This window comes from Promicromonospora sp. Populi, from assembly GCF_041081105.1.
Classification (GTDB): Bacteria; Actinomycetota; Actinomycetes; order Actinomycetales; family Cellulomonadaceae; genus Promicromonospora.
Genome location: NZ_CP163528.1, coordinates 4,597,780 through 4,623,242, shown reverse-complemented (window position 1 = coordinate 4,623,242; position 25,463 = coordinate 4,597,780). Strand labels below are relative to the sequence as shown.

18 protein-coding genes are annotated in these 25,463 nt (G+C 72.1%); 8 read left to right on the top strand and 10 right to left on the bottom strand.

Annotation, left to right across the window (positions count from 1 at the left end):
- Positions 1-2 precede the first annotated feature (2 nt).
- Together AB1046_RS20870 and AB1046_RS20865 are read right to left on the bottom strand one after the other, a co-directional pair.
- Complete coding sequence (locus AB1046_RS20870; protein WP_369371199.1) at positions 3-3,005, bottom strand: UPF0182 family protein; 3,003 nt, start codon at positions 3,003-3,005, stop codon at positions 3-5.
- Positions 3,006-3,167: 162 nt separating this feature from the next.
- Positions 3,168-4,277 (bottom strand): PDZ domain-containing protein, encoded by a 1,110-nt coding sequence (locus AB1046_RS20865; RefSeq protein ID WP_369371198.1) that lies wholly within the window; start codon positions 4,275-4,277, stop codon positions 3,168-3,170.
- Between the two features lie 164 nt (positions 4,278-4,441).
- On the opposite strand from AB1046_RS20865, the gene AB1046_RS20860 reads away from it, so the two are divergent.
- Positions 4,442-4,984, top strand: coding sequence for a SprT-like domain-containing protein (locus AB1046_RS20860; protein WP_369371197.1), 543 nt, complete (start codon positions 4,442-4,444; stop codon positions 4,982-4,984).
- A gap of 97 nt (positions 4,985-5,081) precedes the next feature.
- Here the strand turns inward: AB1046_RS20860 and AB1046_RS20855 are convergent, their stop codons facing one another.
- Positions 5,082-6,488: a zinc-dependent metalloprotease gene (locus tag AB1046_RS20855; protein WP_369371196.1), complete on the bottom strand. Its 1,407-nt coding sequence runs from the start codon at positions 6,486-6,488 to the stop codon at positions 5,082-5,084.
- Positions 6,489-6,640: 152 nt separating this feature from the next.
- On the opposite strand from AB1046_RS20855, the gene AB1046_RS20850 reads away from it, so the two are divergent.
- Positions 6,641-7,696 (top strand): ThiF family adenylyltransferase, encoded by a 1,056-nt coding sequence (locus tag AB1046_RS20850; protein WP_369371195.1) that lies wholly within the window; start codon positions 6,641-6,643, stop codon positions 7,694-7,696.
- Positions 7,697-7,705: 9 nt separating this feature from the next.
- On the opposite strand, the gene AB1046_RS20845 is transcribed toward AB1046_RS20850, so the two are convergent.
- Together AB1046_RS20845 and AB1046_RS20840 are read right to left on the bottom strand one after the other, a co-directional pair.
- The gene (locus AB1046_RS20845) at positions 7,706-8,068 is read right to left on the bottom strand and encodes a WhiB family transcriptional regulator (protein WP_369371194.1); all 363 of its coding nucleotides are present in this window, start codon (positions 8,066-8,068) and stop codon (positions 7,706-7,708) included.
- Positions 8,069-8,643: 575 nt separating this feature from the next.
- Positions 8,644-10,707, bottom strand: a complete 2,064-nt coding sequence (locus AB1046_RS20840) for an ATP-dependent helicase (RefSeq protein WP_369371193.1) — start codon at positions 10,705-10,707, stop codon at positions 8,644-8,646.
- A gap of 40 nt (positions 10,708-10,747) precedes the next feature.
- Between AB1046_RS20840 and AB1046_RS20835 the strand changes: the two genes are divergently transcribed.
- Positions 10,748-11,029: a mycoredoxin gene (locus AB1046_RS20835; RefSeq protein ID WP_369371192.1), complete on the top strand. Its 282-nt coding sequence runs from the start codon at positions 10,748-10,750 to the stop codon at positions 11,027-11,029.
- 36 nt (positions 11,030-11,065) lie between these two features.
- Here the strand turns inward: AB1046_RS20835 and AB1046_RS20830 are convergent, their stop codons facing one another.
- A complete protein-coding gene (locus AB1046_RS20830) occupies positions 11,066-12,286 on the bottom strand; it encodes a helix-turn-helix domain-containing protein (protein ID WP_369371191.1) in 1,221 nt (406 codons plus the stop codon).
- A 204-nt stretch (positions 12,287-12,490) separates the two neighbouring features.
- Here AB1046_RS20830 and AB1046_RS20825 point away from each other — a divergent pair, with 204 nt between their 5' ends.
- Complete coding sequence (locus tag AB1046_RS20825; protein WP_369371190.1) at positions 12,491-13,348, top strand: HAD family hydrolase; 858 nt, start codon at positions 12,491-12,493, stop codon at positions 13,346-13,348.
- Between the two features lie 10 nt (positions 13,349-13,358).
- Here AB1046_RS20825 and nudC read toward each other — a convergent pair whose 3' ends face one another.
- Positions 13,359-14,273, bottom strand: a complete 915-nt coding sequence (gene nudC, locus AB1046_RS20820; RefSeq protein ID WP_369371189.1) for an NAD(+) diphosphatase — start codon at positions 14,271-14,273, stop codon at positions 13,359-13,361.
- Between the two features lie 144 nt (positions 14,274-14,417).
- Between nudC and AB1046_RS20815 the strand changes: the two genes are divergently transcribed.
- From AB1046_RS20815 to AB1046_RS20805, 3 genes are all read left to right on the top strand, one after another.
- Positions 14,418-14,750, top strand: a complete 333-nt coding sequence (locus tag AB1046_RS20815; protein WP_369371188.1) for a PadR family transcriptional regulator — start codon at positions 14,418-14,420, stop codon at positions 14,748-14,750.
- Positions 14,747-15,700: a DUF1700 domain-containing protein gene (locus AB1046_RS20810; RefSeq protein WP_369371187.1), complete on the top strand. Its 954-nt coding sequence runs from the start codon at positions 14,747-14,749 to the stop codon at positions 15,698-15,700. Before AB1046_RS20815 ends, AB1046_RS20810 begins: the two co-directional genes overlap by 4 nt.
- Positions 15,701-15,857: 157 nt before the next feature.
- Complete coding sequence (locus tag AB1046_RS20805) at positions 15,858-16,778, top strand: phosphotransferase (RefSeq protein WP_369371186.1); 921 nt, start codon at positions 15,858-15,860, stop codon at positions 16,776-16,778.
- 25 nt (positions 16,779-16,803) lie between these two features.
- On the opposite strand, the gene AB1046_RS20800 is transcribed toward AB1046_RS20805, so the two are convergent.
- The 3 genes from AB1046_RS20800 to AB1046_RS20790 all read right to left on the bottom strand — a co-directional run bounded on the left by AB1046_RS20800 (position 16,804) and on the right by AB1046_RS20790 (position 24,917).
- Positions 16,804-20,298 carry a UvrD-helicase domain-containing protein gene (locus AB1046_RS20800; protein WP_369371185.1) on the bottom strand — a complete coding sequence of 1,165 codons (3,495 nt, stop codon included), beginning with the start codon at positions 20,296-20,298 and terminating at the stop codon, positions 16,804-16,806.
- On the bottom strand, positions 20,295-23,699 hold the full coding sequence (locus tag AB1046_RS20795; RefSeq protein ID WP_369371184.1) for an ATP-dependent helicase: 3,405 nt from the start codon (positions 23,697-23,699) through the stop codon (positions 20,295-20,297). Before AB1046_RS20795 ends, AB1046_RS20800 begins: the two co-directional genes overlap by 4 nt.
- A gap of 90 nt (positions 23,700-23,789) precedes the next feature.
- A complete protein-coding gene (locus AB1046_RS20790; protein WP_369371183.1) occupies positions 23,790-24,917 on the bottom strand; it encodes a DUF3152 domain-containing protein in 1,128 nt (375 codons plus the stop codon).
- Between the two features lie 198 nt (positions 24,918-25,115).
- On the opposite strand from AB1046_RS20790, the gene AB1046_RS20785 reads away from it, so the two are divergent.
- Positions 25,116-25,337, top strand: a complete 222-nt coding sequence (locus AB1046_RS20785) for a DUF3107 domain-containing protein (RefSeq protein ID WP_369371182.1) — start codon at positions 25,116-25,118, stop codon at positions 25,335-25,337.
- Positions 25,338-25,463: the final 126 nt, after the last annotated feature.

Genomic DNA, 25,463 nt, shown 5'->3' with positions numbered 1-25,463 from the left:
CGTCACGAACCGCCCTGCGCCTCCTCGGCAGCTATCGCGGCCTCGAGAGCCGCCTGCAGCCGATCCTGTGCCTCGCCGTAGGCTGCCCAGTCGCCAGCCCGCTGCGCGGCATCGGAGTCCTCCAGCGCAGCCGCCGCATCCTGCAGCGCGGCGTCCAGCTCCGAGGTCGGCGCCTCGCCGGTCGGCTCGTCGGACGGTGTCGGCGTCGGGGTGGGCTCGGTGCCCGGCTCCCCCTCCGTGGGCGGGGCTGTCGGGGCCTCGTCCTCGGCCGCGTCCGCGTCGCCGGCCTCGGCACCCGAGTCACCGCCGAACACCTGGTCCAGTGCCTCGTCGAGCGTCTCGGCGAACCCGATGTCGTCACCGAACGCGACCAGCACCCTGCGCAGCAGCGGGAACTGCGTGCCACCGGTCGACTGGATGTAGACCGGCTGCACGTACAGCAGGCCGCCGCCGACGGGCAGGGTCAGCTGGTTGCCGCGCCGCACCGTGGACGAGCCGAGCTCCAGGATGTTCAGCTGCTCGGAGATCGTCGGGTTCGAGTCGAAGTTGTTCTGCACCTGGCCTGGGCCAGGCACGGTCGTATCTCGTGGGAGCTCCAGCAGGCGCAACGTGCCGTAGTCCTCCGCGACGACGCCGGCCTCGTTCCCGGCGTCGGCGTCCGCGGCGAGGAACCCGGTGAGCACCTCGCGGTCGGTGTTACCGCCCGGGATGAACGTGGAGGTCAGCGAGAACGACGAGTCCTCCTGGCCCGGCATCTGCAGCGTCAGGTAGTACGGCGGCTGCAGCGGGGCGGTGGTGGTCGCGTCCGCCGTCGGGTCGGTCGGGTTGTTCCAGAAGTCCTGGCCCGAGAAGAACTCGGCGGAGTCGGTCACGTGGTACTGGCTGAGCAGGGTGCGCTGCACCTTGAACAGGTCCTCGGGGTAGCGCACGTGGCTCATCAGATCGCCGGAGATCTCCGACATCGGCTGGACCGACGTCGGGAAGATGTTGGTCCAGGCCTGCAGGACCGGGTCCTCGGCGTCCCATGCGTACAGGTCGACCGAACCGTCGTAGGCGTCGACCGTGGCCTTCACCGAGTTGCGGATGTAGTTGACCTCCTCCGGCAGCTCGACGGGGGCGCCCGACGCGGTGGTGAGCGTGTCCGCGACCGCCTCGTCGAGCGGGGTCGACGTGGAGTACGGGACGGCGTCGCTGGTGGTGTACGCGTCGACGATCCACTTCACGCGGCCGTCCACGACCGCCGGGTACACCCGGTTGTCGAGCGTGAGCCACGGCGCGACCTTGCTGACCCGCTCCTGCGGGTCACGGTCGTAGAGGATCTGCGACTCGGTCGTCACCCGGTCGGAGAACAGGAGCTGCTCCTCGCCGAACCGCAGGGCGAACAGCAGCTTGCTGGCGAAGGATCCGACCTCCGGCCCGGCGTCGCCGGTGAACGTGGTGTTCACCTGGCCACCGTTCTCCTCCACGCTGTCGGCCTGGTAGTCGAGCTCCCACGCCTCGGTGCCCTCGGGCGCCCCGACGATCGAGTACGTCGTGGTGCTGGGGCTGAAGTAGATGCGCGGCTCGTACTCGCCCTCGAGGTCGGTGATAGCGCCCTGGGACGGGATGCTGCCCTCGAAGAACGCCGGGCGACCGTCCGGGCCCGGCTGGTTGCCGTACGCGGCGACGACGCCGTAGCCGTGCGTGTACACGGTGTGGTCGTTGACCCAGTTGCGCTGGCTCTGGCCAAGGCCGTCGAGGTTGAGTTCACGCACCGCGATCACGGTGTCGCGGAGCTCGCCGTCGATCTCGTAGCGGTCGACCGACAGGGAGTCCGCGAAGTTGTAGTACTGCCGGTTCTGCTGGAGCTGGCGGAACGACGGCGACACGATCTGCGGGTCGAGCAGGCGGATCGAGGCCGCCGTGTCGGCGTCGGCCCGCAGCGCGCCCTCCTCCGCCTCGGTCGTCGCGTCGTACTGCTGCGTCTCGACCTCGTCGATGTCGAACGCTGCCAAGGTCGCGTCGATGTTGCGCTGGATGTACTCGGCCTCCAGCTCCTGCGCGTTCGGGTTCACCTGGAAGCGCTGGACGACGGCGGGGTAGATGCCGCCGATCGCGATGGCGGACACGACCATCAGGCCGACGCCGATCGCCGGCAGGCGCCAGTCGCCGCGGAACGCGGTGACGACGAACAGCGCGGCGACGAAGATGGCGACCACGGTGAGGATGCCCCTGGCGGGGATCACCGCGTGCACGTCGGCGTACGAGGCGCCGTCGAACCGGTCGCCCGCGTTGGTCAGGATCGAGTACCGGTCCAGCCAGTAGTTGGCGGCGATCAGCAGCAGGAGCACAGCGCCGATGACGGCGAGGTGGACGCGCGCGGCGGTGGTGGTGCGCGGTCCGCCCGCTGCGGCGGGGCCGACCCGGAGGCCGCCGTAGAGGTAGTGCGTGATCAGCCCGGCGATGCCCGCGATCACCACCACCGAGATGAGGAACCCGACGGAGAACCGCAGCGCGGGCAGCGTGAAGACGAAGAACCCGAGGTCCATCTGGAACTCGGGGTCGACCTCGCCGAAGGGCTCGCTGTTGAGGGCCAGCAGCACCGTGCGCCACTGCGCCGACGCCGCGACGCCGGCGAAGAAGCCGACGAGCACTGGCGCGGCGATCATCACCACGCGGCGCAGCGGCTCGACCGCCTCCCGGTACTGGTCGAGCGTTGCCTGCTCGGGGGTGCTCGGCGCGTACACGGGGCGGGAGCGGTAGGCCGCGGTGAACGACCAGAACACGGCCCCGGCCATCACTACGAACCCGGCGACGAACAGGGCTGCGCGGGTGCCCCACTCGGTCCAGATCACCTGGGAGAACCCGAGCTGGCTGAACCACATCACCTCGGTCCAGAACTGGGCCAGGAGAAGCAGGGCTGCGATCAAGACGGCGATCACGATGATCGCCACCCCTAGCGGACTACGGCGTCGGGCTCGAGGGGCGCTGCCGGAAGGGCGGCGCGGTGCTGCGGCGAAGGACACGACTGCGTTACCTCACGTCATCAAAGTGGTCGGGTCGTACCAAGATGGAACGGCCGGGTGCTGCTCATGGTTCCCAGCACAAGGTTCCCACATCCTCCAGATGTGCAACACACGGTCAACAAGTCGGCAGGTCGGCCCGGCAGGTAGATCTCGGCTCAGCGGTCAGGAGCATGTGGGGAGGTCGGCACCGTCGCCGCGCCCGATCGCCTCGACGGCGTCGCGCGCCTCCGCGAGCGTCGCCACCCTGACCACGCTCAGGCCGTCGGGCACGTTGCCGACCACCTGGTCGCAGTTGTCCGCCGGAGCGAGGAACCACGTGGCGCCGTCCCGGAGCGCACCGTAGAGCTTCTGCTCGATGCCGCCGATCGGGCCCACCGTGCCCTCGGGGCTCATCGTGCCCGTGCCGGCGATGACCTCACCGTTCGCCTCGTCCTCGGACGTGAGCTTGTCGATGATGCCGAGCGCGAACATGGTGCCCGCGCTGGGGCCGCCGATGTTCTCGATCTCGATGGACACGTCCACGGGGAAGTCGTAGTTCGGGTCGATGAAGACGCCGAGCACCGCCCGCTCCCCGTTGCCCGAGGTGGTGATGTCGACGTCCACCGTGTCCTCGCCGCGTTGCACGCCGAGCGTGACGACGGCGCCCGGCTCGGTCTGGGCGAGCCCGTCGATGAGGTCCGCGTAGGTGCCGACGGGTTCGCCCTGGAACGAGACGATGACGTCGCCCTCGTTGAGCACACCCTCGGCTCCGGAGCTCGGCTCCGTGCCTGCGACGTCGAGCACTGCCGGCACGTCGTAGCCGAGCTCGGTCAGCGCCGCGGCCGTTGCCGACTCCTGCGAGGAGACCATCTCCGCCTGGCTGGCCTCCTGCTGCTGCTCCTCAGTGGTCGCCTCGGGGAAGATCGCCTCCACCGGGAGCACCGAGCGCTGCGGGTCCAGCCAGCCCTGGATCACCTGCCCCGACATCATCGGGTAGCCCGGACCGCCCAGCACGGAGACCGTGGTCAGCCGCAGCTCCCCCGTGGACTCGTACGTGCGCGCGCCCTCGATCTGGATGAGGTTCCGCTCCAGCGTGTCCTCGGTCGGCCCTGGCGAGCGCATCGCGTACGGCGTGGGCACCACCAGCGCGACCGCGGCCAGCACCGCCGTGGCCAGCAGGGAGATACCCAGCGTCACGGTCCGGCGCGTGACCGGCTCCACGACGACCTCGATGTCCTCGAAGGGCGAGGGTTCGGGCTGCGAGGAATGCTGGAGGTCGCGCGTGTCGGTCACCAGGCCATCATTCCTCACATGACTGAGGGTTCCGTGAAGGCTGTCCGACGGCGGCGTGGACACCCGTTCTCCTCACGCTACCCAATACGCCGTCGGGCAAAGAATTTCCACTCGAACGGTGTGTTCTACCCCACCTCGCGCCGATAACCCGCTACCGTCGTGTCGTGGCCCACGACGCCTTGACGTCCGTGGAGGTGCGCCGGAGCCGCCGTCGCACCGCCACGGTGAGCGCCTATCGCGACGGTGAACGAACCATCGTCGCGATTCCGGCGCGCTTCTCTCGGGCTCAGGAACGAGAGTGGGTGGCCAAGATGGTAGCCCGGCTGGAGGACAAGGAGCGGCGCCGCCGCCCGTCCGACCAAGAGCTGATCGACCGCGCCGGCGAGCTCTCCGCCAAGTATCTCGACGGACAAGCCAGGCCCTCCAGCGTGCGGTGGTCGTCGAACCAGGGCCGGCGCTGGGGGTCGTGCACGCTGCTCGACGGCTCCATCCGCATCTCCACCCGGCTGCAGGGCATGCCGTCCTGGGTGCTCGACTACGTGCTGCTGCACGAGCTGGCGCACCTGCTGCATGCGGGCCACGGCCCAGAGTTCTGGAAGATCCTTGAGGTCTACCCGAAGACGGACCGGGCGCGCGGCTTCCTGGAGGGCGCGTCGTTCGCACAGGACGAGCCGGGCAACGTGACCTCGGACGACGGAGACGACTAACCCGCGCGGAGTCCGCCAGGACGTCCGCTACGACCAAGCGGTTGGGCATGCTTGAACGCGAGGATCCAGGCCTAACCGCTTGCCCTTGGCGGACCTTCTACTTCGGGCCGTCCGCGTCGTCCTCGCCGAAGATCTCCTTGAGGGCCGCGTCCACGTCGGCGTGCTCGTTCTCCGCAGCCTCGCGACGCACCAGGTAGCCCGCCGGGTCGTCGAGGTCGAGGGTGCCGGGCAGCAGGTCCGGGTGGTCCCACACGGCGTCGCGCCCCTCGGTGCCCTGGGCGCGCGCGACTATCGAGAACAGGGACGCGGCGTCGCGCGACCGGCGGGGCCGCAGCTCCAGGCCGACCAGCGTGGAGAACGTCTGCTCGGCGGGGCCACCCGCGGCCCGCCGACGCCGGATCATCTCGCGCAGCGGGATGGCGTGCGGCAGGTGGGGCAGCGCCGCGATGGTGCTGACCTCGTCGACCCAGCCCTCCACGAGCGCGAGCGTGGTCTCCAGGTTCAGCAGCACCGCCTTCTGCTCGTCCGTGTTCTGCAGCCCGAACACCCCGCCGGACAGGGCACCGCGCAGGGCGTCGGCGTCGGCGAGGTCGATGTCGCGCACCTGCGACTCGAGCGCGTCGAGGTCGATGGTGATGCCGCGCGCGTAGCGCTCCACGATCGACAGCAGGTGCGAACGCAGCCAGGGCACGTGCGTGAACAGGCGCGCGTGGGCCGCCTCACGGACCGCGAGGAACTGCCGGACCTCCTCGAGCGGGGCGTCCAGGCCCTCGGCGAACGCCGCCACGTTGGTGGGCAGCAGCACGGTGTCGGGGCTGTCGAGCAGCGGCAGGCCGACGTCGGTGGCGCCGAACACCTCACGCGAGAGCGTGCCGGCGGCCTGGCCGACCTGCATACCGAACACCGCGGAGCCGAGCCGCCGCATCATCTGCGTCGGGTCGATCGAGCCGCCGAGGCCGTGCAGCACACCGGCGGGCATCCCGGGGACGGCCTCGCCGTCGTCCACTCCCTCCGGGAGCTGGTCGCGTAGGACTGTGGCCAGTGCCTCCGACACCGAGGAGGCGACGGGCGCCGCGAGCTCGTTCCACACCGGGAGCGTGGCCTCGACCCACTCGGACCGGTTCCACGCGCGCCTCGTCCCGCCCGCGGGCGGGAGGTCGGTGACCGCGTCGAGCCAGAGCTCGGCCACCGCCAGCGCGTCGGTCGCGTCCTTGGCCTGCTTGCCGGTCAGGGACGGGTCGCCCTCGGCGACGGCCACCTGCCGCGCGACGTCGTGCGCGACGTCCGCGTTGACCGGTCCCGTGCCCTCTGCCGAGAGCATCTTCTGCACCTGGGCCAGCGCGTACTGCATCATCACGGGGTCGGGCGGGCCGCCGAGCGCCGTCGGGTCGATGCCCCGTTCGCGCATCTCCGCCATCACTTCGTCTGCGCCGTCGCCGAGCATGGAGCGCAGCATCTCCTCCCACGACTCGGGAGTATTGCCGCTCTGGTGCTGGTCGCTCATAGTGTCACCGTAACCGGGTGGGCAAGCGATGCACCGTCTATTTGGCTCTGGGCGCACACGGGAACTTCCGGCCCGCCCGGTGCTTTGGGTATACCTCTGGAACTGTGGACGAGCGCCCGGGGCGAGCTCCGCCGTCGGGCATCGTTGTGGGCATGACGCGCGCTCCCCTCCTCCGGCTTCGGCCCGGTACACCCGTGCTCAGCCGCGGTGGCGGCCAGGTGCAGTGCGGGTCCGACCCGCGCTGGTCGTTCGTGCTGTCCGGTCTCACCCCGGCCGAGGAGATGTGGCTCGACGAGATCGCCGAGCGGCGGCACGTGACGGTCGAGCAATCCGCGGCGCGGTGCGGGGTGCCCATCGAACGCCGCGACGAGATCATGACCGCCCTGTTCCGGGCGGGTGTGCTGGTGCCCGTACCAGGGACCGTCGGTGCGGTCACGGCACCGGCCGACGGCGCTGCCGACGCGACGGTGCTCGGCATGCTGCGGCCCGACGGCGCCGGGCTCGCCACCCTCGCGGACCGCGCGTTGCGGGTGGTGGGCGTCGTCGGCCTCGGGCGGCTGGGGACGGCCGTGGCGCTGCACCTCGCGACGGCGGGGGTGGGCCTGCTTGTGCTGCACGACCCGCTGCCGGTGCAGATCACCGACGTCGGGCTGGGCGGGCTGCGGGCGATCGACGTGGGGCAGGCCCGCGACGAAGCGGTGCGTGCGCTCCTGGCGGAGCGCTGCCCGCGAGTGGCGGTCCGGGTGGACGACAGCACGGCGGGTGGGATGGGGTTCGACCCGACGATCCTCGACGCGGTGGTGGTCACCGAACCGCATGCCGCGCACCCGGCGCGGTATCAGCGGTTGCTCGGCCTCGGGGTGCCGCACCTGCCGGTGGTGGTGCGGGAGGCGGACATGGTGGTGGGCCCCTTCGTCCGGCCGGGCCGGTCGGCGTGCGTGACCTGCGTGGACCTGACCCACGCCGACGCCGATCGCGAATGGCCGGCGCTGGCCGCTCAGCTGCGCAAGACGTCGGAGCCGACGCACGAGGCGACGCTCTGTGCGGTGGCAGCGGCAACGGCCGCCGGCCAGGTGCTCGCCCAGCTGGACGGGCACCGGCCGGCGGCCGTCGGCGCGTGCCTGGAGATCTCTCTCCCGGCGGCACTCCCGCTGGTCAAGCCGGCGAACCCGCACCCGCGCTGCGGATGCGTGGTTCTGCCGGCTTGACCAGGTGGATCACGCGGCGACGATCTCCGACTTACGCGGCCGACCGCGGCCACGCTTACGAGCAACCACGGCGCCGTCGACGAATACCTCGCCGCCCCAGACGCCCCAGGGCTCGTTGCGGTCGAGGGCGCCGGCCAGGCAGCCCTCCATCAGCGGGCAGGTGCGGCAGAGCGCCTTGGCCTGCTCCACCTGCGTGCTGTGCTCGGCGAACCACAGCTCCGGGTCGTTGGTACGGCACGGCAGCAGTGTGTCCATGAGCCGGTTGAACTCCGCCGAGTCCGAACCGGTCCCGCTCGTGGCGGGGGGTTGAGGCGGGTCCCAGGGGCCCGAGCCGCCCTGGGGGAGAGTGTCGAGGAGCGCAGTGAGGCGCACGGTTGTCTCCTGTGTCCTGTGTGGATGAACGTCGTCGGTGAACGTCTGTTGGAACAGGACCGCGGGCTAGATCTCCGCCGGCCGACCCTCGTGGGGTCGGATCTCCGGACAAAAATTAAGGCCGCGGGTCCTAGGTGGACTCCGCGGCCTGGAACTCTTCGGTCGTTAGACCGGCGAGTCTCCTGGAGATGCGGAGTCGGGTGCGATTGCGGACGGCTTGACGCCTCCGCGGTGAGTGCGCGCGCGGAAAGACAGAGCTGCGCCGGTTGCCGGAACGAGCGTGTAGCCGAGCACGTTCTTGCACACCTGCAGATCCGTCTGCGTGTTGATGTTCATCTCCAAGACACCCACCTCCTCACTCGAGTCCGGGCCAGACCTTCTCGGTCTTGCCCACTGCTTTCAGGGACACGTGAACACTATGCCGGGCCGCCGTAGCGAGCCAACTCTTTTTACGAACTTTCTTGAGAAAGTTTTTCGTCACGCCCGGGACGGCTCACTGGGCGGCCATCCCGGGCGGACCCGAACCACTCGAACGTTCCTCGGCGGACCAGCTGAAGGACCATCTGGCGGACCGCTCAGGAACTCTGTGCAGCCGACACGATCGCGAGGATCGTGGCGCCGAACCTGTCTATCTTCGCTGGTCCGATGCCGTCCACGCGAGCAAGTTCGGCTATGGCCGAAGGTCGGATCTCCGCGATGGCCGCCAGCGTGGCGTCGGTCAGCACCGTGTAGGCGGGCTTGTCCGTCTCCCGGGCGACCTCGAGCCGCCAGTCGCGCAGGGCGTCGAAGAGCGCGACGTCGTGCTCGCCGGTCAGCAGTGCGCGAGCGTGACCCTTCGGTGCGGTGCGGGCACGGGGGTTGCGTGACTCGTCCGGCCACAGCCCGTCGAGGAACCTTGTGCGCTTGCGCGTGGCCCGCCCGCCCGGGTTCCGCGAGCGCCCGAACGACACCTCCAGGTGCTCGCGGGCGCGGGTGATCCCCACGTAGAGCAGGCGACGCTCCTCGTGCACCGCATCGTCGGACTCCGCGAGCGAGATGGGCATGAGGCCCTCGCTCATCCCGGCGAGGAAAACGGCGTCCCACTCCAGACCCTTCGCCGCGTGCAGCGAGGCGAGCGTGACGCCCTCGACCGTCGGGGCATGCTGGGCGGAGGCGCGTTCGTCGAGCTCGGCGACGAGACCGGCGACGGTCGCGGGGCTCTCCGGGGGCGCGGCGGCGGCCAGGTCGTCGGCGAGCGAGACGAGCGCCTGCATCGCGTCCCAGCGTTCGCGGGCGGCACCACGGCCGGTGGGCGCCTGGTCGGCCCAGCCGGCGGCGGCGAGGATGTCGCGTACCTGGTCCGGCATGGGGAGCTCGGGGTCGGCGGATCGGGCGGCCCCGCGCAGCAGCAGGATGGCGTCGCGCACTTCCTTGCGCTGGAAGAACCGCTGGCCGCCGCGCACGAGGTAGCCCACACCGGCGTCGGCGAACGCGGCCTCGAACGCCTCGGACTGCGCGTTGGTGCGGTACAGCACCGCTATCTCGCTCGGTTTGATCCCCGACTGGATCAGGCGGGCGGCGCGGGTGGCGATGCCCTTGGCCTCGGCCTCGTCGTCGTCGTACGCGGTGAACGCGGTCGGCGGGCCGGGCCTGCGCTGCGCGACCAGCTCCAGCGCCTGGTGCGCGCCACCCTCTCGCCCGGCGCGCTTGAGCACCTCGTTGGCGAGGTTCACCACCTGGGGGGTGGAGCGGTAGTCGCGGACGAGCCGGATCTCCTGCGCCTCCGGGTAGGTGCGGCGGAACTGCAGGAGGTGGCGCGGCGAGGCGCCGGTGAAGGAGTAGATGGTCTGCGACGGGTCACCCACGACGCACAGCTCCCTGCGCCCGCCCAGCCACTGGTCCAGCAGGAACTGCTGCAGCGGGGAGACGTCCTGGTACTCGTCGACGACGAAGTGCCGGTACTGCGAACGCACCTCGTCCGCCACTGCCTTGTGGCTGTTCAGCATGTCCCCGAGCATGAGGAGTACGTCCTCGAAGTCGATGACTCCGCGCTCGGTCTTTGCCTCCTCGTATGCCGTGATCAGGCGCGACACGGTCTGTCCGTCGTAGCCCGACGGCGCCTCGCGGCCCACCGCTTGCGCGGCCTTCTCGTAGTCGTCCGCCGTGATGAGCGAGACCTTTGCCCACTCGACCTCGCTGCTCAGGTCACGGACGGCCACGCGGTCCACGCTCAGGCCGAGGCGGCGCGCCGCCTCCGCGACGAGCTGCGCCTTGTACTCCTGCAGGCGCGGCGGTGCGCCGCCCACTATGCGCGGCCAGAAGTAGCCGAGCTGGCGCAGCGCAGCGGCATGGAACGTGCGGGCCTGCACTCCCTGGACGCCGAGCTCGCGCAGGCGTGTGCGCATCTCCCCCGCCGCGCGAGCCGTGAACGTCACGGCAAGCACGCTGGACGGTTTGTACGCCCCGATCCGGACGCCGTACGCGATGCGGTGCGTGATGGCGCGCGTCTTGCCCGTGCCCGCTCCCGCGAGCACCACCACCGGGCCGTTGAGCGCGAGGGCGACCTCGCGCTGCTCGGGGTCCAGGGCGGTCAGGATCGCGTCGGGGCTCAGCGGTCCAGGATGATTCGGACCGCCGACGGAGTTGGTCTGGGTGAGCATCGTCTGCGATTCTCGCAGCAACCACTGACAAGGAGTACAGATGTCCGAGTCGGACACGCCGGGTCCCTCGCCTGTCCCCGAAGACGGCACCGTCCTGATGTACTCGACCACCTGGTGCGGGTACTGCCGGCGACTGCGTACGCAGCTCGACTCGGAGGGCATCGGCTACACGGTCATCGACATCGAGCAGCACCCGGAGGCCGCCGCCTTCGTGGAGCAGGTCAACGGCGGCAACCAGACCGTGCCGACAGTGGTGTACCCGGACGGCTCGGCGGCGACCAACCCGAGCCTCGCCCAGGTGAAGGTCGCGCTGGCCGGCTGACGCCGGGTCCACCGGGCACGGCCTACCAGCGCGGGCCTACCAGTCGGCGTCGGTGCCGAGCCAGGTGGCGAACCTCGCCAGGGGGTCGTTCGCGCGGCGGCCCGCGCGGACCAGCATGCGGGTCACCTCTCGTGTCGTCGGGTGGCGGCGCGTCTGCTGCGGTGCGAACTTCTTGGCCTTCTCCAGGCTGACCAGCGCGCTGTCGGTCCTGCCCTGCCAGAGCTGCGCACGCGCGACGTCCATGTGATGGTGCCCGATCCGGATCGGCAGGCGGCGCGTGACGTCGCCGGAGAAGCGCATCTCGTCGGCCAGGGTCAGGGCCCGAGGGCCGTCGCCCGACTCGACCGCCGTGGCTACCGCGTGGATGTCCACGTTCGTCTGTCCGAACGCGAGGTTGCGCCAGTCGTTGTCGGTGTCCGCGCCGGTGTGGGCAGCGGCCTGACGGGCCTCGGCGATGTGCGCGGCGGCGTCGTCTGCACGGTTGGCGCGCGCCGCGAGGATCGCCGACCGCAGGTGGAGCGAGCCCGTCATGCGTAGTGCGGCCCGGTCCTCGCGCGACCCGGGATCGATCTCGTCGAGCGACTGGTCGAGGACGCCCAGCCCGGCGTCGTACGCGCCCAGCCGCATCAGGGACGTGGTGCGTACCCAGCTCGCGAACGCCTTCATCATCGGGTCGCCCGACTCCGCGGCGACCCACATGATGCGGTCCTCCACGATGGTCGACAGGTCCTCGTAGCCGGACTGGTACGTGACGGCGTGCGCGGCATAGAACATGCCCATCAGCGCGTCGAACAGCACCTCCCGCTCGTCCCCGTCAGTGTCGTGCACCGTCGCGAACGCCTCCATCAGCAGCGCCGGCAGCCGCTGCGCCACCTCGAAGTTCCGGTCGAGCTGGTACAGCGTGGCGATCTCCGCCGCGCCGGCCGCCAGCTGCACCGGGGAACGCGGGGCCGTCTCGAGCTCCGTCGAGAGGTTCCAGTACGCCAGCGCGCGGCGCAGGTCGGGCACTGCCGTGTGGATGCGGTCCGGGTGCGGCCCGTCGCGGTCGTACGGCTGGCCGGTGAGGGTCGCGACGTCGACATGGAGTGCCCGCGCCAGGGCGGCGACAACCGGCTGCGAGGCGATCCTCGACCCCTGCTCCATCTTGCGCAGCAGCGACACGCTCACCCCGGCGTCGTGCGCCAGAGCGATCTGGGTGATCCCGCGCGCCTTGCGCTGCTGCGCGATCCGGAGACCGATGGAATCGTCGTCAGGCATCTCGTGTAAGTCCCTTGCTGGCACAGTTAGCGGGCAAACCACACCATACGGCCTTCTTTCGCGTGGCCGACAGGCCGATATCACCCTCAGAAAGCGGGTGACACAAACTGTGTCATCTCGGTGCATAAGTACCCACAAAAGTGGACTCTGTGCGCGCGGGCGGCGGGCCGGGACTCGGTTATGCGACGCGAGAGGACTGAGAACATGGGAACTGCGCGCGGCGCAGGGCACCGCAGAGCTGCCGGGTACGGCCCGTACCTGGTCGCACTCGACATCGACGGCACCCTCCTGGACACCGGCATGGAGGTCCCGCTGGTCACCGCGCGCGCCGTCGCGGCGGCGCGCGCGGCCGGCCACCAAGTTGTCCTTGCCACCGGGCGCTCCCTGATCGGAGCGCTGCCGGTCGCGAAGAACCTCGGCCTCGACGGCGGCTGGGTCGTCGTCTCCAACGGTGCCGTGACGGCGCGACTGGTTCCGGAGGCGCCCGGCGGGTACGTCCTGCACGAGCAGCACACGTTCGACGCGGGTCCCATGGTCAGGCTTGCCCGCGCACGCATCCCCGACGTGCAGATCGGCGTCGAGGTCGTCGGGTGGGGCTACGACGTCACGCACCCGTTCGATCCCGCACAGATCAACGGCGATCAGCGGGTCGTCGGGCGGGTCGACATGCTGTGGGCGACCCCGGTCACCCGCGCGATCCTGGCCGGACCCGACGTCACGAGCCTTGTCGAGCCGCTGCGCGGGCTCGGGGTAACGGCAACACCCAACGCTCAGAACTGGGTAGACGTCACGGCGCCCGGGCTGTCCAAGGCCACCGCTCTCGACACGATCCGAGACCTGCTGCGCATCGACCCCGTGCACACCCTCGCGATCGGTGACGGGTGGAACGACCGGGAGATGCTCACCTGGGCGGAGCACGGCGTAGCGATGGGGCACGCCCCCGAGCCGATCAAGGCTCTTGCCAAGCGAGTCACCGGCACGATCCACGAGCACGGGGCCGCGACCGTCCTCTGGGACCTCGTCGAGAGGACGACGGCGTTACGCCAGGCGACTCCCGCCTGACCAGGGCCGGTCACACAGGGCTGGGCTGGTTCCCGAGCGGGCCGCCGAACCACTCCTCGATCAGGGAGCGCCCGATCGAGTTCAGGCCGAACGCGCTCAGGTTGCCGTCGGCCAGCGCGGTGGCTACCTGTTCGCGGCTGAACCAGCCGGCCTCGGCGATCTCGTCCTCCTGGAGCACCAGCTGCGTGGTGGTGGCGCGGGCGCGGAAGCCCAGCATGAGGGACGCCGGGAACGGCCACGACTGGCTGCCGCGGTACTCGACCGACCCGGGGTCGACGGCGACGCCGACCTCCTCCGCGGTCTCGCGCACCACAGCCTGCTCAAGCCCCTCGCCCGGCTCCACGAAGCCGGCCAGCACCGACCGGCGGCCCGGGCCCCACTCCGGGCCGCGGGCCAGGAGCAGGCGGTCGTCGGCGTCGGTGATCGCCATGATCACGGCGGGATCGGTGCGCGGAAAGTGGGTCGAGTCGTCCACCGGGCAGTGCTGGACCCAGCCACCCTGCGCCACCTCGGTCTGAGCGCCGCACCGCGGGCAGTGGGTGTGCACCGCGTGCCACTGGGTCAGGGCGAACGCCTCGACGGCGAGCCCCTGGTCCAGGTCGGGCACGTCGAGCGTGCGCATCGCGGCCCACTCGACGTCGAGGTCCGGAGCGGGCTCGGAGTCGTCGTCGGGCAGGACCGCCGCGAGGTAAGCGACGTCGTCGGCCTCCCCGAGGAAGAGGTGCGTGCGGACGGCGAGGTGTGCGACGTCGTCGGGCGCGAACAGCGCAACGCGCTGACCGAGCACGGCCACGCGACTCCCGCGCAGCACCAGTACCCGGGTGCCCGGCTCCTTGCGGAGGTCGTCGACGAGGCGGGGTTCGACGCGCCGATGTGCGGCGCGGTCGTGGGTGGCGCGGGCGAACGGGAGGTCGAGGACTGGCACAGGGCAGACAGTAGTCGCCCACTCCGACACCCGCTCCCGGCTGCGTCGCGGGAGCGCGCCACCGCAGCTCCGTCGCAGCGATCCGAACCCTGTCATGCAAGTCTTGTGTTGCAAGTCTTGCTATGCAAGGTTAGAGTTCTTGTCATGACCGAAGAGCGCATCGCTACCAACCTCCGCAAGGGAGTGCTCGAGTACTGCGTGCTCGCGCTGCTCTCCCACGGCGAGAAGTACGGCCTCGAGCTAGCGGACGACCTCACCAAGCGCGAGCTCATCGCGGGCGAGGGCAGCCTTTACCCCCTGCTGGCCCGCATGCGCGAGAACGGGCTCGTCGAGCCCCGATGGGAAGCGTCCGGTGCCGGACGCCCCCGCCGCTACTACGCCATCACCGATACCGGCACCGACCAGCTCACCGCCTTCGTCCGGGTCTGGACGTCGCTCGGCGCGCAGGTCAACGCCCTGTTGGAAGGATCAAGATGACCGAGAGAACTCTCCTGAACGAGAAGACCCCGATGCCCGAGAGGACTGCGATGAACGCGAACGCCGAGGACACCTATCTGCGCGACGTCGGCAAGCGCCTGCAGGCACTCAGCCCCGAACAGCGTGACGCGGTGCTCGACGACGTCCGGGCCCACTTCGCGGACGCCGCAGATGCGGGCCGCACCCCAGAGCAGGCCGCGGAGAGCCTCGGCGACCCCGCGACGTTCACCGCACGGGTGCGGGCCGAGCTGGGTCACGAACCGGGCCGGGCCGACCGGATGAGGCGCGTCCTGCTGTGGCTGGCGATAGGCGCGGCCGTCTTCACCGCGATGTTCGACACGTTCCTGATCCCTAGCGACGACCCCGACCTAGTGGTTGTCGCCGAGCAGGGCTTCGAGATCGTGCTGTTGCACCTGGTCGTCGCGCTGATCGTGGCGGTTCCGATCCTCGTGCCCCTGCGGGCCCGCACGATCGCGACGGTTGCGGTGGCAATCACGCTGACGGTGGGGACCAACTTGATCGGCGTGTACCCCATGGGCATCGACCTCGTGGTCTACCAACCCACCGCCATGCTCGTTTGCGCGGCGCTCTTCACCCCGATCATTGCCCGTAACGGTCGGCCCGCGGCAGGCTGGCGCATCGCTGGCGCTGTTGTCACGGCCCTGCCGGGGCTCTTCATCCTGTCGGCCCTCTTCGTCGGCAGCTTCGGTGCCGACTTCTGGGCTTTTGTCGAGATCGCGATCTCCTTCGTCCTCGCGGCGCTCATCACCGTCCGCAAGGCGTGGCCCGGCATCGTCCTGGCCTCGGCTGGTGTGGCGGTAATGGTCCTGAGCACGCTCGATCCGGGAATGCTCTGGCTTCTCTTCTGGTGGGCCGGCGGGCTGTTCCTCACCATCGGCGCAAGCCACGCTCTCATGCACGCCCCGCTACGCACGCCCGCGCAGAAGTAGCGCGGCGTCCGACCCGACAGATCCCCACCGAGGCCTGTCACGTCGTCGGCTGCGAAGCCGCCCGACGGCGTGACGGGCCTCGTCGCGTGCACGCAGGTGCCGGGACACACCACCGCCCTGTGCCCTGGCAATGCGGACACTGCAATACGGTGAGCACGTGTCCCGCACGCCCCTCGCTCTCGCCGCCCTCTCGACCGCCGCCGTGCCTGGTCTCGACGCCCAGTCGGTGCGCGTCGGCGACCTCGCGGGCGACTACGACGTCGCGGTAGTGACGGGTGCGGACGACCAGGAATGGGTGGTGCGCGCGCCGCGGAGCACGGTGGCCGGCGCGGCCCTGGAGGCCGAGATCGAGCTGCTCGAAGCGCTCCGGCTGTACATCGACACGGGTGTGCTCCCGTTCGTGGTGCCGCAGGTCGCGGGTTACGCGCTGCTGCCGGAGGGCGGCCGGGCGGTGGTGCACCGGCGGATCATCGGCAGCAACCTCGACGTCGAGGCGCTGGAGCCGGGTCCCGGCCTGGCCGCGGACCTGGGCCGGGCCATCGCCGCGATCCACGAGCTGCCGACGTCGGTCGTGGAGACGTGCGGGCTGCCCAGCTACACGGCCTCCGAGTACCGCGAGCGTCGGCTCACCGAGGTAGACGAGGCTGCGAAGACCGGGCGGGTGCCGCCCACGCTGCTGCGGCGCTGGGAGGCGGCGCTCGAGGACGTGTCGCTCTGGAAGTTCAAGCCCGTCGTGGCGCACGGCGACCTGGCGCCGGACCAGCTGCTCGTGGACCGGCAGCGGGTGGTGGCGGTCTCGGGCTGGGCGGAGGCCCGGGTGGCCGACCCCGCCGACGACCTCGCCTGGCTCATTGCCGCGGCGCCGCTCGAAGCCGTGGACTCGATCATGGAGGCGTACCAGCTGCGCCGCACCGAGCTGAGCGACCCGCGTCTCGCGGAGCGCGCGATGCTCGTGGGCGAGCTGGCGCTCGCGCGGTGGCTGCTGCACGGGGTGCGGCACCGGCTGCCCGAGGTGGTCGAGGACGCGACGTCGATGCTGGAGGACCTGGACGACGCGACGCTCGAAGAGGGCGCGTGACCAGGGGGCGGCGTAACGGCTCAGGTCATGACTCGCCCCGGATGAGCGCCTCCAGCTCGACCTCGTCCAGCAGCCGGTCCGGACGCACGGTCGTGTCCGAACCCACGTAGTAGAAGGCCGCGCTCACCTGGTCCAGCGGCAGCCCCGTCCAGCGGGACCACGCCAGCCGGTAGACAGCAAGCTGCACCTCGCGGGCCGCCCGCGCCGCGGCGTCGAGCGGCTCGCGGCCAGTCTTCCAGTCCACCACCACCACGGCGTCCGGACCCGCGTCCGGACCCGTGGCCAGGTCCTTGAAGACGGCGTCCATGCGGCAGCGCAGCATGACGCCCGCGACCGGTGTCTCGACGTCGACCTCGACCGCGATGGGTGTGCGCGCCGACCACTCCGATCCCAGGAACGTGTCGCGCAGCTTGTCGAGGTCCGTGTCGTCGGGAAGGTCCTCGTCCTCGGCGCTGGGTAGGTCGTCGACGTCGAGCAGGGTGGCCGACGTGAAGAACTGCTCCACCCACTCGTGGAACCGCGTGCCTCGCCGGGCGTGCACCGTGGGCTGGACCGGGACGGGGCGGCGGAGCTGCAGGGCGAACGCGTCCCGGTCCGCGGCAAGTCGCACCAGGCCGGACGCCGACACGTGCGCCGGGAAGGCGATCTCCCGGTCGGCGTGCCGGTCGCGCTCCACCAGGAGCATGCGGGCGAGGTCGACCAGGTCGTGGCCGGCCGTATCGGTGACCGAGCCCCGCGGCGCGGTGAGCGTGTCGGCAGGCAGCCCGTTGGCGGCGAGCACAACGAGGCGATCCTCCGCTGCCGCGTCCACGAGCGCGGCCGTGGCGCGCAGGACGTCGCGGGCCGTCCGGAGCTGCCCAGGGCGCTCGGTCCCGTCCGTGCTCTGGTCCTGGTCCTGGTCCGTTTGTCCGTCCGGGGCGGGCCATACGGCGGTCAGCTCCTCCGCGTTGCGCGGGTTCTCGGCGTCCGGGTCGGGTGCGGGCGCCCACAGGTCGGTGCCGACCAGTCCGGCGTCGGCCAGCTCGGCGAGGAACGGGGAGACGTCGCGCGGGCGGTTCGCCGTGCCCCACCACGAGGCCGTGAGGAAGAGCTCGTGCCGGGCACGGGTGAACGCCACGTAGGCCAGGCGGCGCTCCTCGGCGAGGCGGTGCTCGCCGCACTCGAGCTTGAACTCGTCGCGCAGCGCGATCAGGTCCTTGGTGTTGGACGCGCGTTCCCAGGGGAAGCTCGGCAGGTCGTCCGCGTCGCCGCGCAGGTGGTAGGGCAGCTCCCCGAGGTCGGCCAGCCAGCCCGACGACGACTCGCCCGACCGCGAACCCCGGTCCCACGTGGGGAACGCCCCGTCGGACAGGCCGGCGACTGCCACCGCGTCCCACTCCAGCCCCTTCGCGGCGTGCGCGGTGATGACCTGGACGGCATCCGGGTCGGGCTCGTGCACCGGCATGTCGAGGCCGCGCTCGCGTTCGCCCGCGACGCCGAGCCAGGCGAGGAACGCACCGAGCGTCGCCGTGTCCGACGACTGCGCGAACGACGCCGCCACGTCCCGGAACGCGTCGAGGTGCTCGCGGCCGCGGTCGCTCACGGCTCCCCCGACCTGCGCCCCCGCCAGCGCGAGCGCGGTGGCCGCCTCGATGTCGAGGCCGAGCGCGCGCTCTGCCTGCACCACCAGCTCGGGCAGCGAGAGGTAGGTGAGCCCGCGCAGGTCGCGCAGCAGCCGGGCCAGCGCGGCGAGTCGCCGGTGCGCGTCCTCGGACAGGACGCGGCCGTCGCGGGCCGGCTTCCCCATCGGCGGCAGGTCGTCCAGCGCGTCGACGATCGAGCGGTGGTCGGAGACGTCGCCCTCGACCACACGGGGGTCGTCGTCCGCGCCGTCGGCCGAACCGCCGTCGGTGCCGTCTCCTGCACCGGCTCCTGCGCTGCCGGCTCCGGCACGCGCGGCCTGGGCGGCCGCCGCCGCGCGGCGCGGGTCGTCCAGCCGCGCCAGGTCGGCTGCCCAGGAGCCCAGGGCGTGCAGGTCGGCCGCGCCGAGGTTGAGCCGCGGTCCCGTGAGCAGGCGCAGGAGCGAGTCGCCGCGGGACGGGTCGTGCGCGGCCTGGAGCAGCGCGACGACGTCGACCACCTCGGGCGTGGACAGCAGGCCGCCGAGGCCCACCACCTCGACCGGGAGGCCGCGGCGGCGCAGCGCCACCTCGAGCGCGGGGAACTGCGCCCGTGCCCGGCACAGGACCGCGGCCGTCGCCCGCCCGTCCGGGTGCGCGCCGGAGCGCCAGCGTTCCGCCACCCACTCGGCGACGGCCTCGGCCTCCTCCTCCAGGGTGGCGGCCACGTGCGCGGACACCGCACCCGGCCCCGCACCCGGACGCAGGTCCAGCGGCGGGACATCGACGTTGGTACCGGCCCCCGACCGCGAGCGCAGCGGTCCCGACACGATGTTCGCGGCGGTGAGCACCGCGTCGTCGTTGCGCCACGAGGTGGACAGGTAGTGCACGGAGGCGGGGACGCCGTCGTCGCGCTGGAAGCGGCCGGGGAAACGTGCGAGGCCGGCCGCTGAGGCGCCGCGCCAGCCGTAGATGGACTGGTGCGGGTCGCCGACGGCGGTCACGGGGTGGCCACCGCCGAACAGGCCGGACAGCAGCTCGACCTGGGCGTAGGACGTGTCCTGGTACTCGTCCAGCAGCACGACCTCGAACCGCGCGCGCTCGGCGGCGCCCACCAGCGGCACCTCGCGGGCGAGCTGTGCGGCGAACGCGACCTGGTCGCCGAAGTCGAGGGCCTCGGCGAACCGCTTGCGCCGGCGGTACTCGACCACGAGGTCCACGAACCGCGCCCGCTCGGCGACGGAGCTGATGAGCTTGTCGACGTCTTTTGTGCGCCGCTTCTGCTTCGGGCCGAGCGGGACGGACTCGAGGTGCTCGGCCATCTCGGTGAGCGCGGCCCGGGCGTCGGCGGGGTCGACGAGGTGCTCGCCCAGCGCACCGGACAGCGCCACGACCGCACCCGTGACGGTGCTGACCGCCTTGTCGGTGCCGAGGTCCTCGTCCCAGGACTCGACCACCTGGGAGGCGAGCTGCCACTGCTCGGCCTGGCCGAGGAGGCGGGCGCTGGGCTCGACGCCGAGGCGCAGGCCGTGGTCGGCGACCAGGGAGGCGGCGTAGGCGTTGTAGGTTGCGACGGTGGGCCGGTCGAGGTCCAGGCCGGCCAGCGCCTCGCCCGACTCCTCACCCAGCGCGCGGTTCAGCTGCGACAGCCGGGTCTGCACACGCTGGGTGAGCTCCCCCGCTGCCTTGCGGGTGAACGTCAGGCCGAGCACCTGCTGGGGCTGGACCAGCTTGTTGGCGATGAGCCACACCACGCGGGCAGCCATGGTCTCGGTCTTGCCCGATCCGGCACCCGCCACGACGAGCGCGGGCTCCAGGGGCGACTCGATGACCCGGGCCTGCTCGTCGGTCGGCTCGTGGCGGCCGAGCAGCCGCGCGATCGCGCGGGCGGACAGGCGGATCTCCGGCTCGTGCGCGGTCACTCGACCACCTTTCGTCCTTCTGGCTGCAGCGGGCAGGACCGTCGTACGGCGCACACCTCGCACAGGTCGTTGTTCCGCGCGGCGAACTGCGCCGCGGCCATCGTGTCGGCGGCACCCTCGACGGTGTCGCGCGCCCAGCTGTTGCCCTCGTCGTCCGGGACCAGGGCGGGCTGGTTGCGCACGCTCGCCGAGACCGTCTCCGTACCGACGTAGACGAGGCTCGCGCCCTTGCTGACCGTGCCCTCGGGCAGGTCGAGCGCACCCTCCTCGACGGCGAGCTGGTAGGCGCCGAGCTGCGGGTTCTCCGCTGCCTTGTCCTTGCTGGCGGCGGTCTTGCCGGTCTTGAGGTCGGCCACCGTCACGCTGCCGTCGCCCGCGTCCTCGACACGGTCGACCTGGCCACGCAGCCGCGCGCGACCCACCTGCAGGTCGAAGTCGGCCTCGACGAGCAGCGGCTCACCCGAGTCGGCCACATAGTCCGCGAGCCGCTCCACCATGCGCTCGGCGCGTTTGCGCAGCTGCAGCGACGGCCAGCCGTCGGGCAGCGCGAGCTCCGGCCAGCGCCGGTCCAGCTCCTGCTTCAGGTCGGTGAGCGAACCCTTCGGGTGGCTCTGCGCGATCGAGTGCAGCAGCGTGCCGAGGGTCTGGTGCGTCGCGTCCGGCTTGGTGCCGCCCGCCGCCTCGAAGGCCCAGCGCAGGGCACACGTGGTCACCGTCTCGACCTTCGACGGGGACACGGTCACCGTGTCCTGAGCGCCCCACAGCGGGACCTCGCTGGAGACCCCGGCGACGCCGTACCAGGTGCCCGGGTCGGCGTCGGCGACCCCAGCTGCCGACAGGTCCGCGAGAAGAGCGGCCGCCGGATGGGCAGGTGCAGGCTCGGCAGGCGCTGACTCCGCGGACGCCGGCTGTGCGCCGGCCACGGTCTGCGCCGCGGCCCGCACCAGCTCCGACCGGGCGGCCGCCACCACACCGCGCAGGTCGAGCGGCGGGCCGACCGGCACCCGCCGCGGGTCGGGCCCGTCGCCGCCGTCGTCCCGCGGGGACACGAGGTCGCAGAACACGCTCGGCGCCTCCTCCGTGTCCTCCACGGCAGTGACCAGCAGGCGGCGCCGGGCGCGGGAGACGGCCACCGCGAAGGCGCGCAGCTCGTCCGTGAGGACCTGGCGACGGGCCTCCGACCCGACCACGCGGCCGTCCTCGGACCGGCCGGCGATGAGCTCGACCAGGGCCTGCGAGCCGAGCAGCGAGTCGCGCAGCCGCAGGTCAGGCCATACGCCGTCCTGCACACCTGCCACGACCACCACGTCCCACTCCCGCCCCGCGGCGCCCGGGGGCGTGAGCGCCTCGACGGCGCCCGTGCCCTGGGCGGACGCGGCCAGCGAGTCAGCCGGCAGGTCCTGCGACGCCAGGTAGTCGACGAACGCGGCGACCGGGGCTCCCGGCATCCGGTCCACGAAGGTCTCCGCCGCGCGGAACAGGGCGAGCACGGCGTCGAGGTCACGGTCGGCCCGCAGCCCGGCCGGCCCGCCGGAGAGCGCCGATGCGCTCCACCGCTCGGCCAGGCCAGTCGCCGCCCACACGGCCCAGAGCACGGTCTGCGCGGTGGCGCCCGCCTCCCCCGCGGCCTCTCGCCCGGCGGCGAGCACGCGCGCCACGGCCAGCGGCCCGCGCCGCACCTGCGTGGGCAGCAGTGCCGCCCGCGCCGGGTCGGCCAGCATCTCGACCAGCAGGGCGTCCGACGTCCGGCCGCCGCCCGCCGACAGCTCCTCCGACCGCAGCGCACGACGCAGCCGGCGGAGCGCCACGGCGTCGAGCCCGCCGACCGGCGAGACGAGCAGCAGCGCAGCCGTCTCCGGATCCAGCACCGCCTCCTCGCCGTCGAGCTCCTCGGCGATCAGTGCCTCCAGGCTGCCGCGCGGCGCGCCCGCGCACGTCTTCACGGCCGCCAGCAGGGGCGCCACCGCGGGCTCGTCCCGCAGCGGCAGGTCCGAGCCGAGCAGCGCCACGGGGACCGAAGCCGACACCAGCTCACGCCGCAGCGCCGCCAGCCGGGTGCCGCTGCGCGCGATCACCGCCATCCGCTCCCACGGTGTGCCCCGCAGCAGGTGCTCCGCCCGGAGCTCGCGGGCGATCCACGCCGCTTCCTGAGCCGCGCCCGCCAGCACCGCGACCTGGACAGACGGCGCGGACTCGACACGGGGCTCGCCACTCGGTTCGGCGGCGGGCTCTGCCCGGCCCGTCGCACCTCGATCCATGTCGTCGGACGCCCCAGACTCGGCCTCTGCGGGCACCGGCGCCGTCGCGCGCCGGTGCAGGGCGCTCGCCGACACCGGGATCCGGTTGGTCACCGCGCGCGTCACCGCGCGCAGCTCCGGTGACTGTCGCCAGACCGTCCCCAGCACCGCCGTCTCGGCGTCGAACGCACCGAAGGCACGGCCCGGGCCCGCCGGGGCGGCCGCCCGGCCGGTGAGCCCCGGGGCGGCGCCGCGGAAGGTCTGGACCGCGGAGTCGGGGTCGGACAGCAGCACCAGCCGCGCGCCGTCGTCGTGCAGCACACGCAGGAGCCGGACCGTCGCGGCCGTGGCCTCCTGGTAGTCGTCCACGACGACAAGGTCCCACGTCGGCCGCGGTAGACCGGGTACCTCGTCGTCCCAGGACCGGAGGGACTCCGCTGCCTCGTCGATCACCACCGCCGGGTCGTAGCGCGGCCCGGCGTCGGGAGTCGCGAGCCGCAGCGTCATCGTGTCGAGGTACTCCTCGTAGACCTGCGCGGCCATCACCCACTCGGGGCGGTCGTTCGCGCGCCCCATCTCGTCGAGCTCCACCGGCCCGAGGCCCCGCTCCGCGGCGCGCATCAGCAGGTCACGCAGCTCTTGGCGCAGCCCGCGGAGACCGAGCGACTCCTCGGGCAGGCCAACCGGCAACGTGAGCGGCCGGCCCTCGCCCGCCACGTGCCCGGCGAGGAGCTCAGCCAGCACCAGGTCCTGTTCCGGACCCGAGACTAGGGTGGGGGCAGGCTGCTCGAGCGCCGCGGCACGCTTGTGGAGCACGGCGAACGCGGCCGACGAAGCCGTGCGCACCATCGGCGCGCCGACCGTGCGCCCGGCCCGGGCCGCTACCTCGTCCCGCAGGCGGGCCGCCGCTCGGCGGGACGACGCGAGGACCAGCACCCGCTCCGGCTGCGCACCCGCGGCGAGCGCTCGCACGGCGACCTCGCAGGTGACCGTGGTCTTGCCCGATCCGGGTGCACCCAGGACCAGCGTCGCGCGATGGCTCAGCGCGGCCTCGACCGCGGCCGACTGGCTGTCGTCGAGCGGCACCCCGCCGTCGGACAACGCAGAATCAGCGCCGCCAGGAGGCGGCGCGAGCCGAGGTGCGAGGGCGAGGGTCGGTGTCACGCTGACGATCGAACCACGAGCCACTGACAGTCCCCCCGCGCCCCGCGCGGGGGCGTGCCGAATGCCCGGCCGGTCCGAGTCGACGCCGCCTCAGTCCGCGTTCGGGGCAGGCCAGGGCTCGGGGATGCAACCGCTCGTCGTGGAGGTCTGCTGCACCATGACCGTCGCGTGCTCACCCTCGCCGGCGCACAGGTCGTGGCGGTACCCGATCACGTGCCCCACCTCGTGGTTCACGAGGTACTGCCGGTAGCGGGCGACGTTGTCCCACGCCACGGAGCCCTTGGCCCAGCGCTTGAAGTTGAGCACCGCGGTCTCGTAGATACCGCACGAGACCTCGCTGGCGGTGTCCAGCGGGAGGCAGAGCTCGTCGGTGGTGCCGGGGCTGGCGAGCACCACCCGCGCGTCGTAGCGGTCCGAGTCGGTCTGGGCGAAGGTCGAGCCGTCCGCGCCGTTCCAGCCGCGCGGGTCGTTGAGGGTGTCCAGCACGGCTTCGGCGAAGGCCTCCGGATCCACCGGGAGGCCCTGCTCGACGGCGATCTGGACCCGCCAGACCTTCCCTTCCGACCCCTCCGCAAGCTCCGCAGGCGCCTTGCGGGACCCGCTCGCCACGACGAGCCTGCCGGAGAGCTCCTGCTCGACGGTGATCAGGGTGCCGAGCAGACCGGAGCCGGGCTCCGGCGTCGGGCCAGAGCCGGGGCGGGAGCCGGAGCTCGGGCTGGGCGAGGGCGGGGCGGCCTTCTCGACGGGCGATCCACCCGTCGAGGCCAGGGGTGCGGCCGGGTCGGAGGCCGCCGGTCCAGGCGCCACCTCCGGGTCGGCAGCGGTGCCCACACCGGCCCCGGAACCGGAGGCGGCACCAGAGCCCGCTTCCGAGCCCGCCAGTCCGGGTGGCGACGTGCGGTCGCCGGACCTGGCCGCCTCGTAGGCGTTCCGCACGACGTCGGCCGCCTCGACACCCAGGCTGTCCTCGACCGCCCCGGCCACGACGGCGGCGGACGCGTCCGGCTCCAGGCTCATCGTCACCGCGACGCCGCCGCCGAGCCCCGCCGCGAGGCACAGGCCGAGCGCGAGCATCGAGCGCAGGGGGTGCCGCGCGGCTCGGCGCCTGACCTTCCGCGCCGCGGAACGGCCGGCCGCGACGCCGTCGAACAGGAGACCGGCGGACGTGCCTCCGCGGGCGCGCCTGCCAGCACGCCTGGGGGACGTCGGACTTCTCACGCCGACCATGGTGCCACGGGCAGGTCCGCACGCCCATGGCTTTGCCCACTGGACTCCTTTGCCCACGTAACCCCATGGTCACCTGTCGGCTCACGGCGAAACCGCGGGCACCTGGTCCCGGAGCGTGACTAGGATCGACGAGTCGGGCCCCCGGACCCCCGGGAGCACGGCGCAATCCCCGACCGAACTGGAGTAAACGTGGACGTCACCATCGGTGTGCAGAATCTGCCGCGCGAGGTTGTGATCGAGACGGACGCGAGCCCGGACGCCGTCGCGACTGCCGTCAAGAAGGCACTTTCTGGTGGCTCCCTCGAGCTCACCGACTCCCGCGGCCGCCTGGTGATCGTTCCCGGCGCCGCGATCGGCTACGTCGAGATCGGCTCAGAGGCGCAGCGCAAGGTCGGCTTCGGCGCGGTCTGACCCCTGCGGTCCGACCCCTGCAGTAGCGAACGCCACGTGGCGGAACGCACGGCGCAAGCGCCGTCCGCCACGTGGCGTTCTTTGCTAACGGCACGTGGCGTTCGTTACTAACGGGTGGTAGAGCGC

What these genes read in the sequence shown, in the direction of transcription:
- AB1046_RS20855 (WP_369371196.1), bottom strand. Translation starts at nt 6,488, where the DNA reads ATGAGCGACCAGCACCAGAGCGGCAATACTCCCGAGTCGTGGGAGGAG.
- AB1046_RS20850 (WP_369371195.1), top strand. Translation starts at nt 6,641, where the DNA reads ATGACGCGCGCTCCCCTCCTCCGGCTTCGGCCCGGTACACCCGTGCTC.
- AB1046_RS20840 (WP_369371193.1), bottom strand. Translation starts at nt 10,707, where the DNA reads ATGCTCACCCAGACCAACTCCGTCGGCGGTCCGAATCATCCTGGACCG.
- AB1046_RS20835 (WP_369371192.1), top strand. Translation starts at nt 10,748, where the DNA reads ATGTCCGAGTCGGACACGCCGGGTCCCTCGCCTGTCCCCGAAGACGGC.
- AB1046_RS20830 (WP_369371191.1), bottom strand. Translation starts at nt 12,286, where the DNA reads ATGCCTGACGACGATTCCATCGGTCTCCGGATCGCGCAGCAGCGCAAG.
- AB1046_RS20825 (WP_369371190.1), top strand. Translation starts at nt 12,491, where the DNA reads ATGGGAACTGCGCGCGGCGCAGGGCACCGCAGAGCTGCCGGGTACGGC.
- AB1046_RS20815 (WP_369371188.1), top strand. Translation starts at nt 14,418, where the DNA reads ATGACCGAAGAGCGCATCGCTACCAACCTCCGCAAGGGAGTGCTCGAG.
- AB1046_RS20810 (WP_369371187.1), top strand. Translation starts at nt 14,747, where the DNA reads ATGACCGAGAGAACTCTCCTGAACGAGAAGACCCCGATGCCCGAGAGG.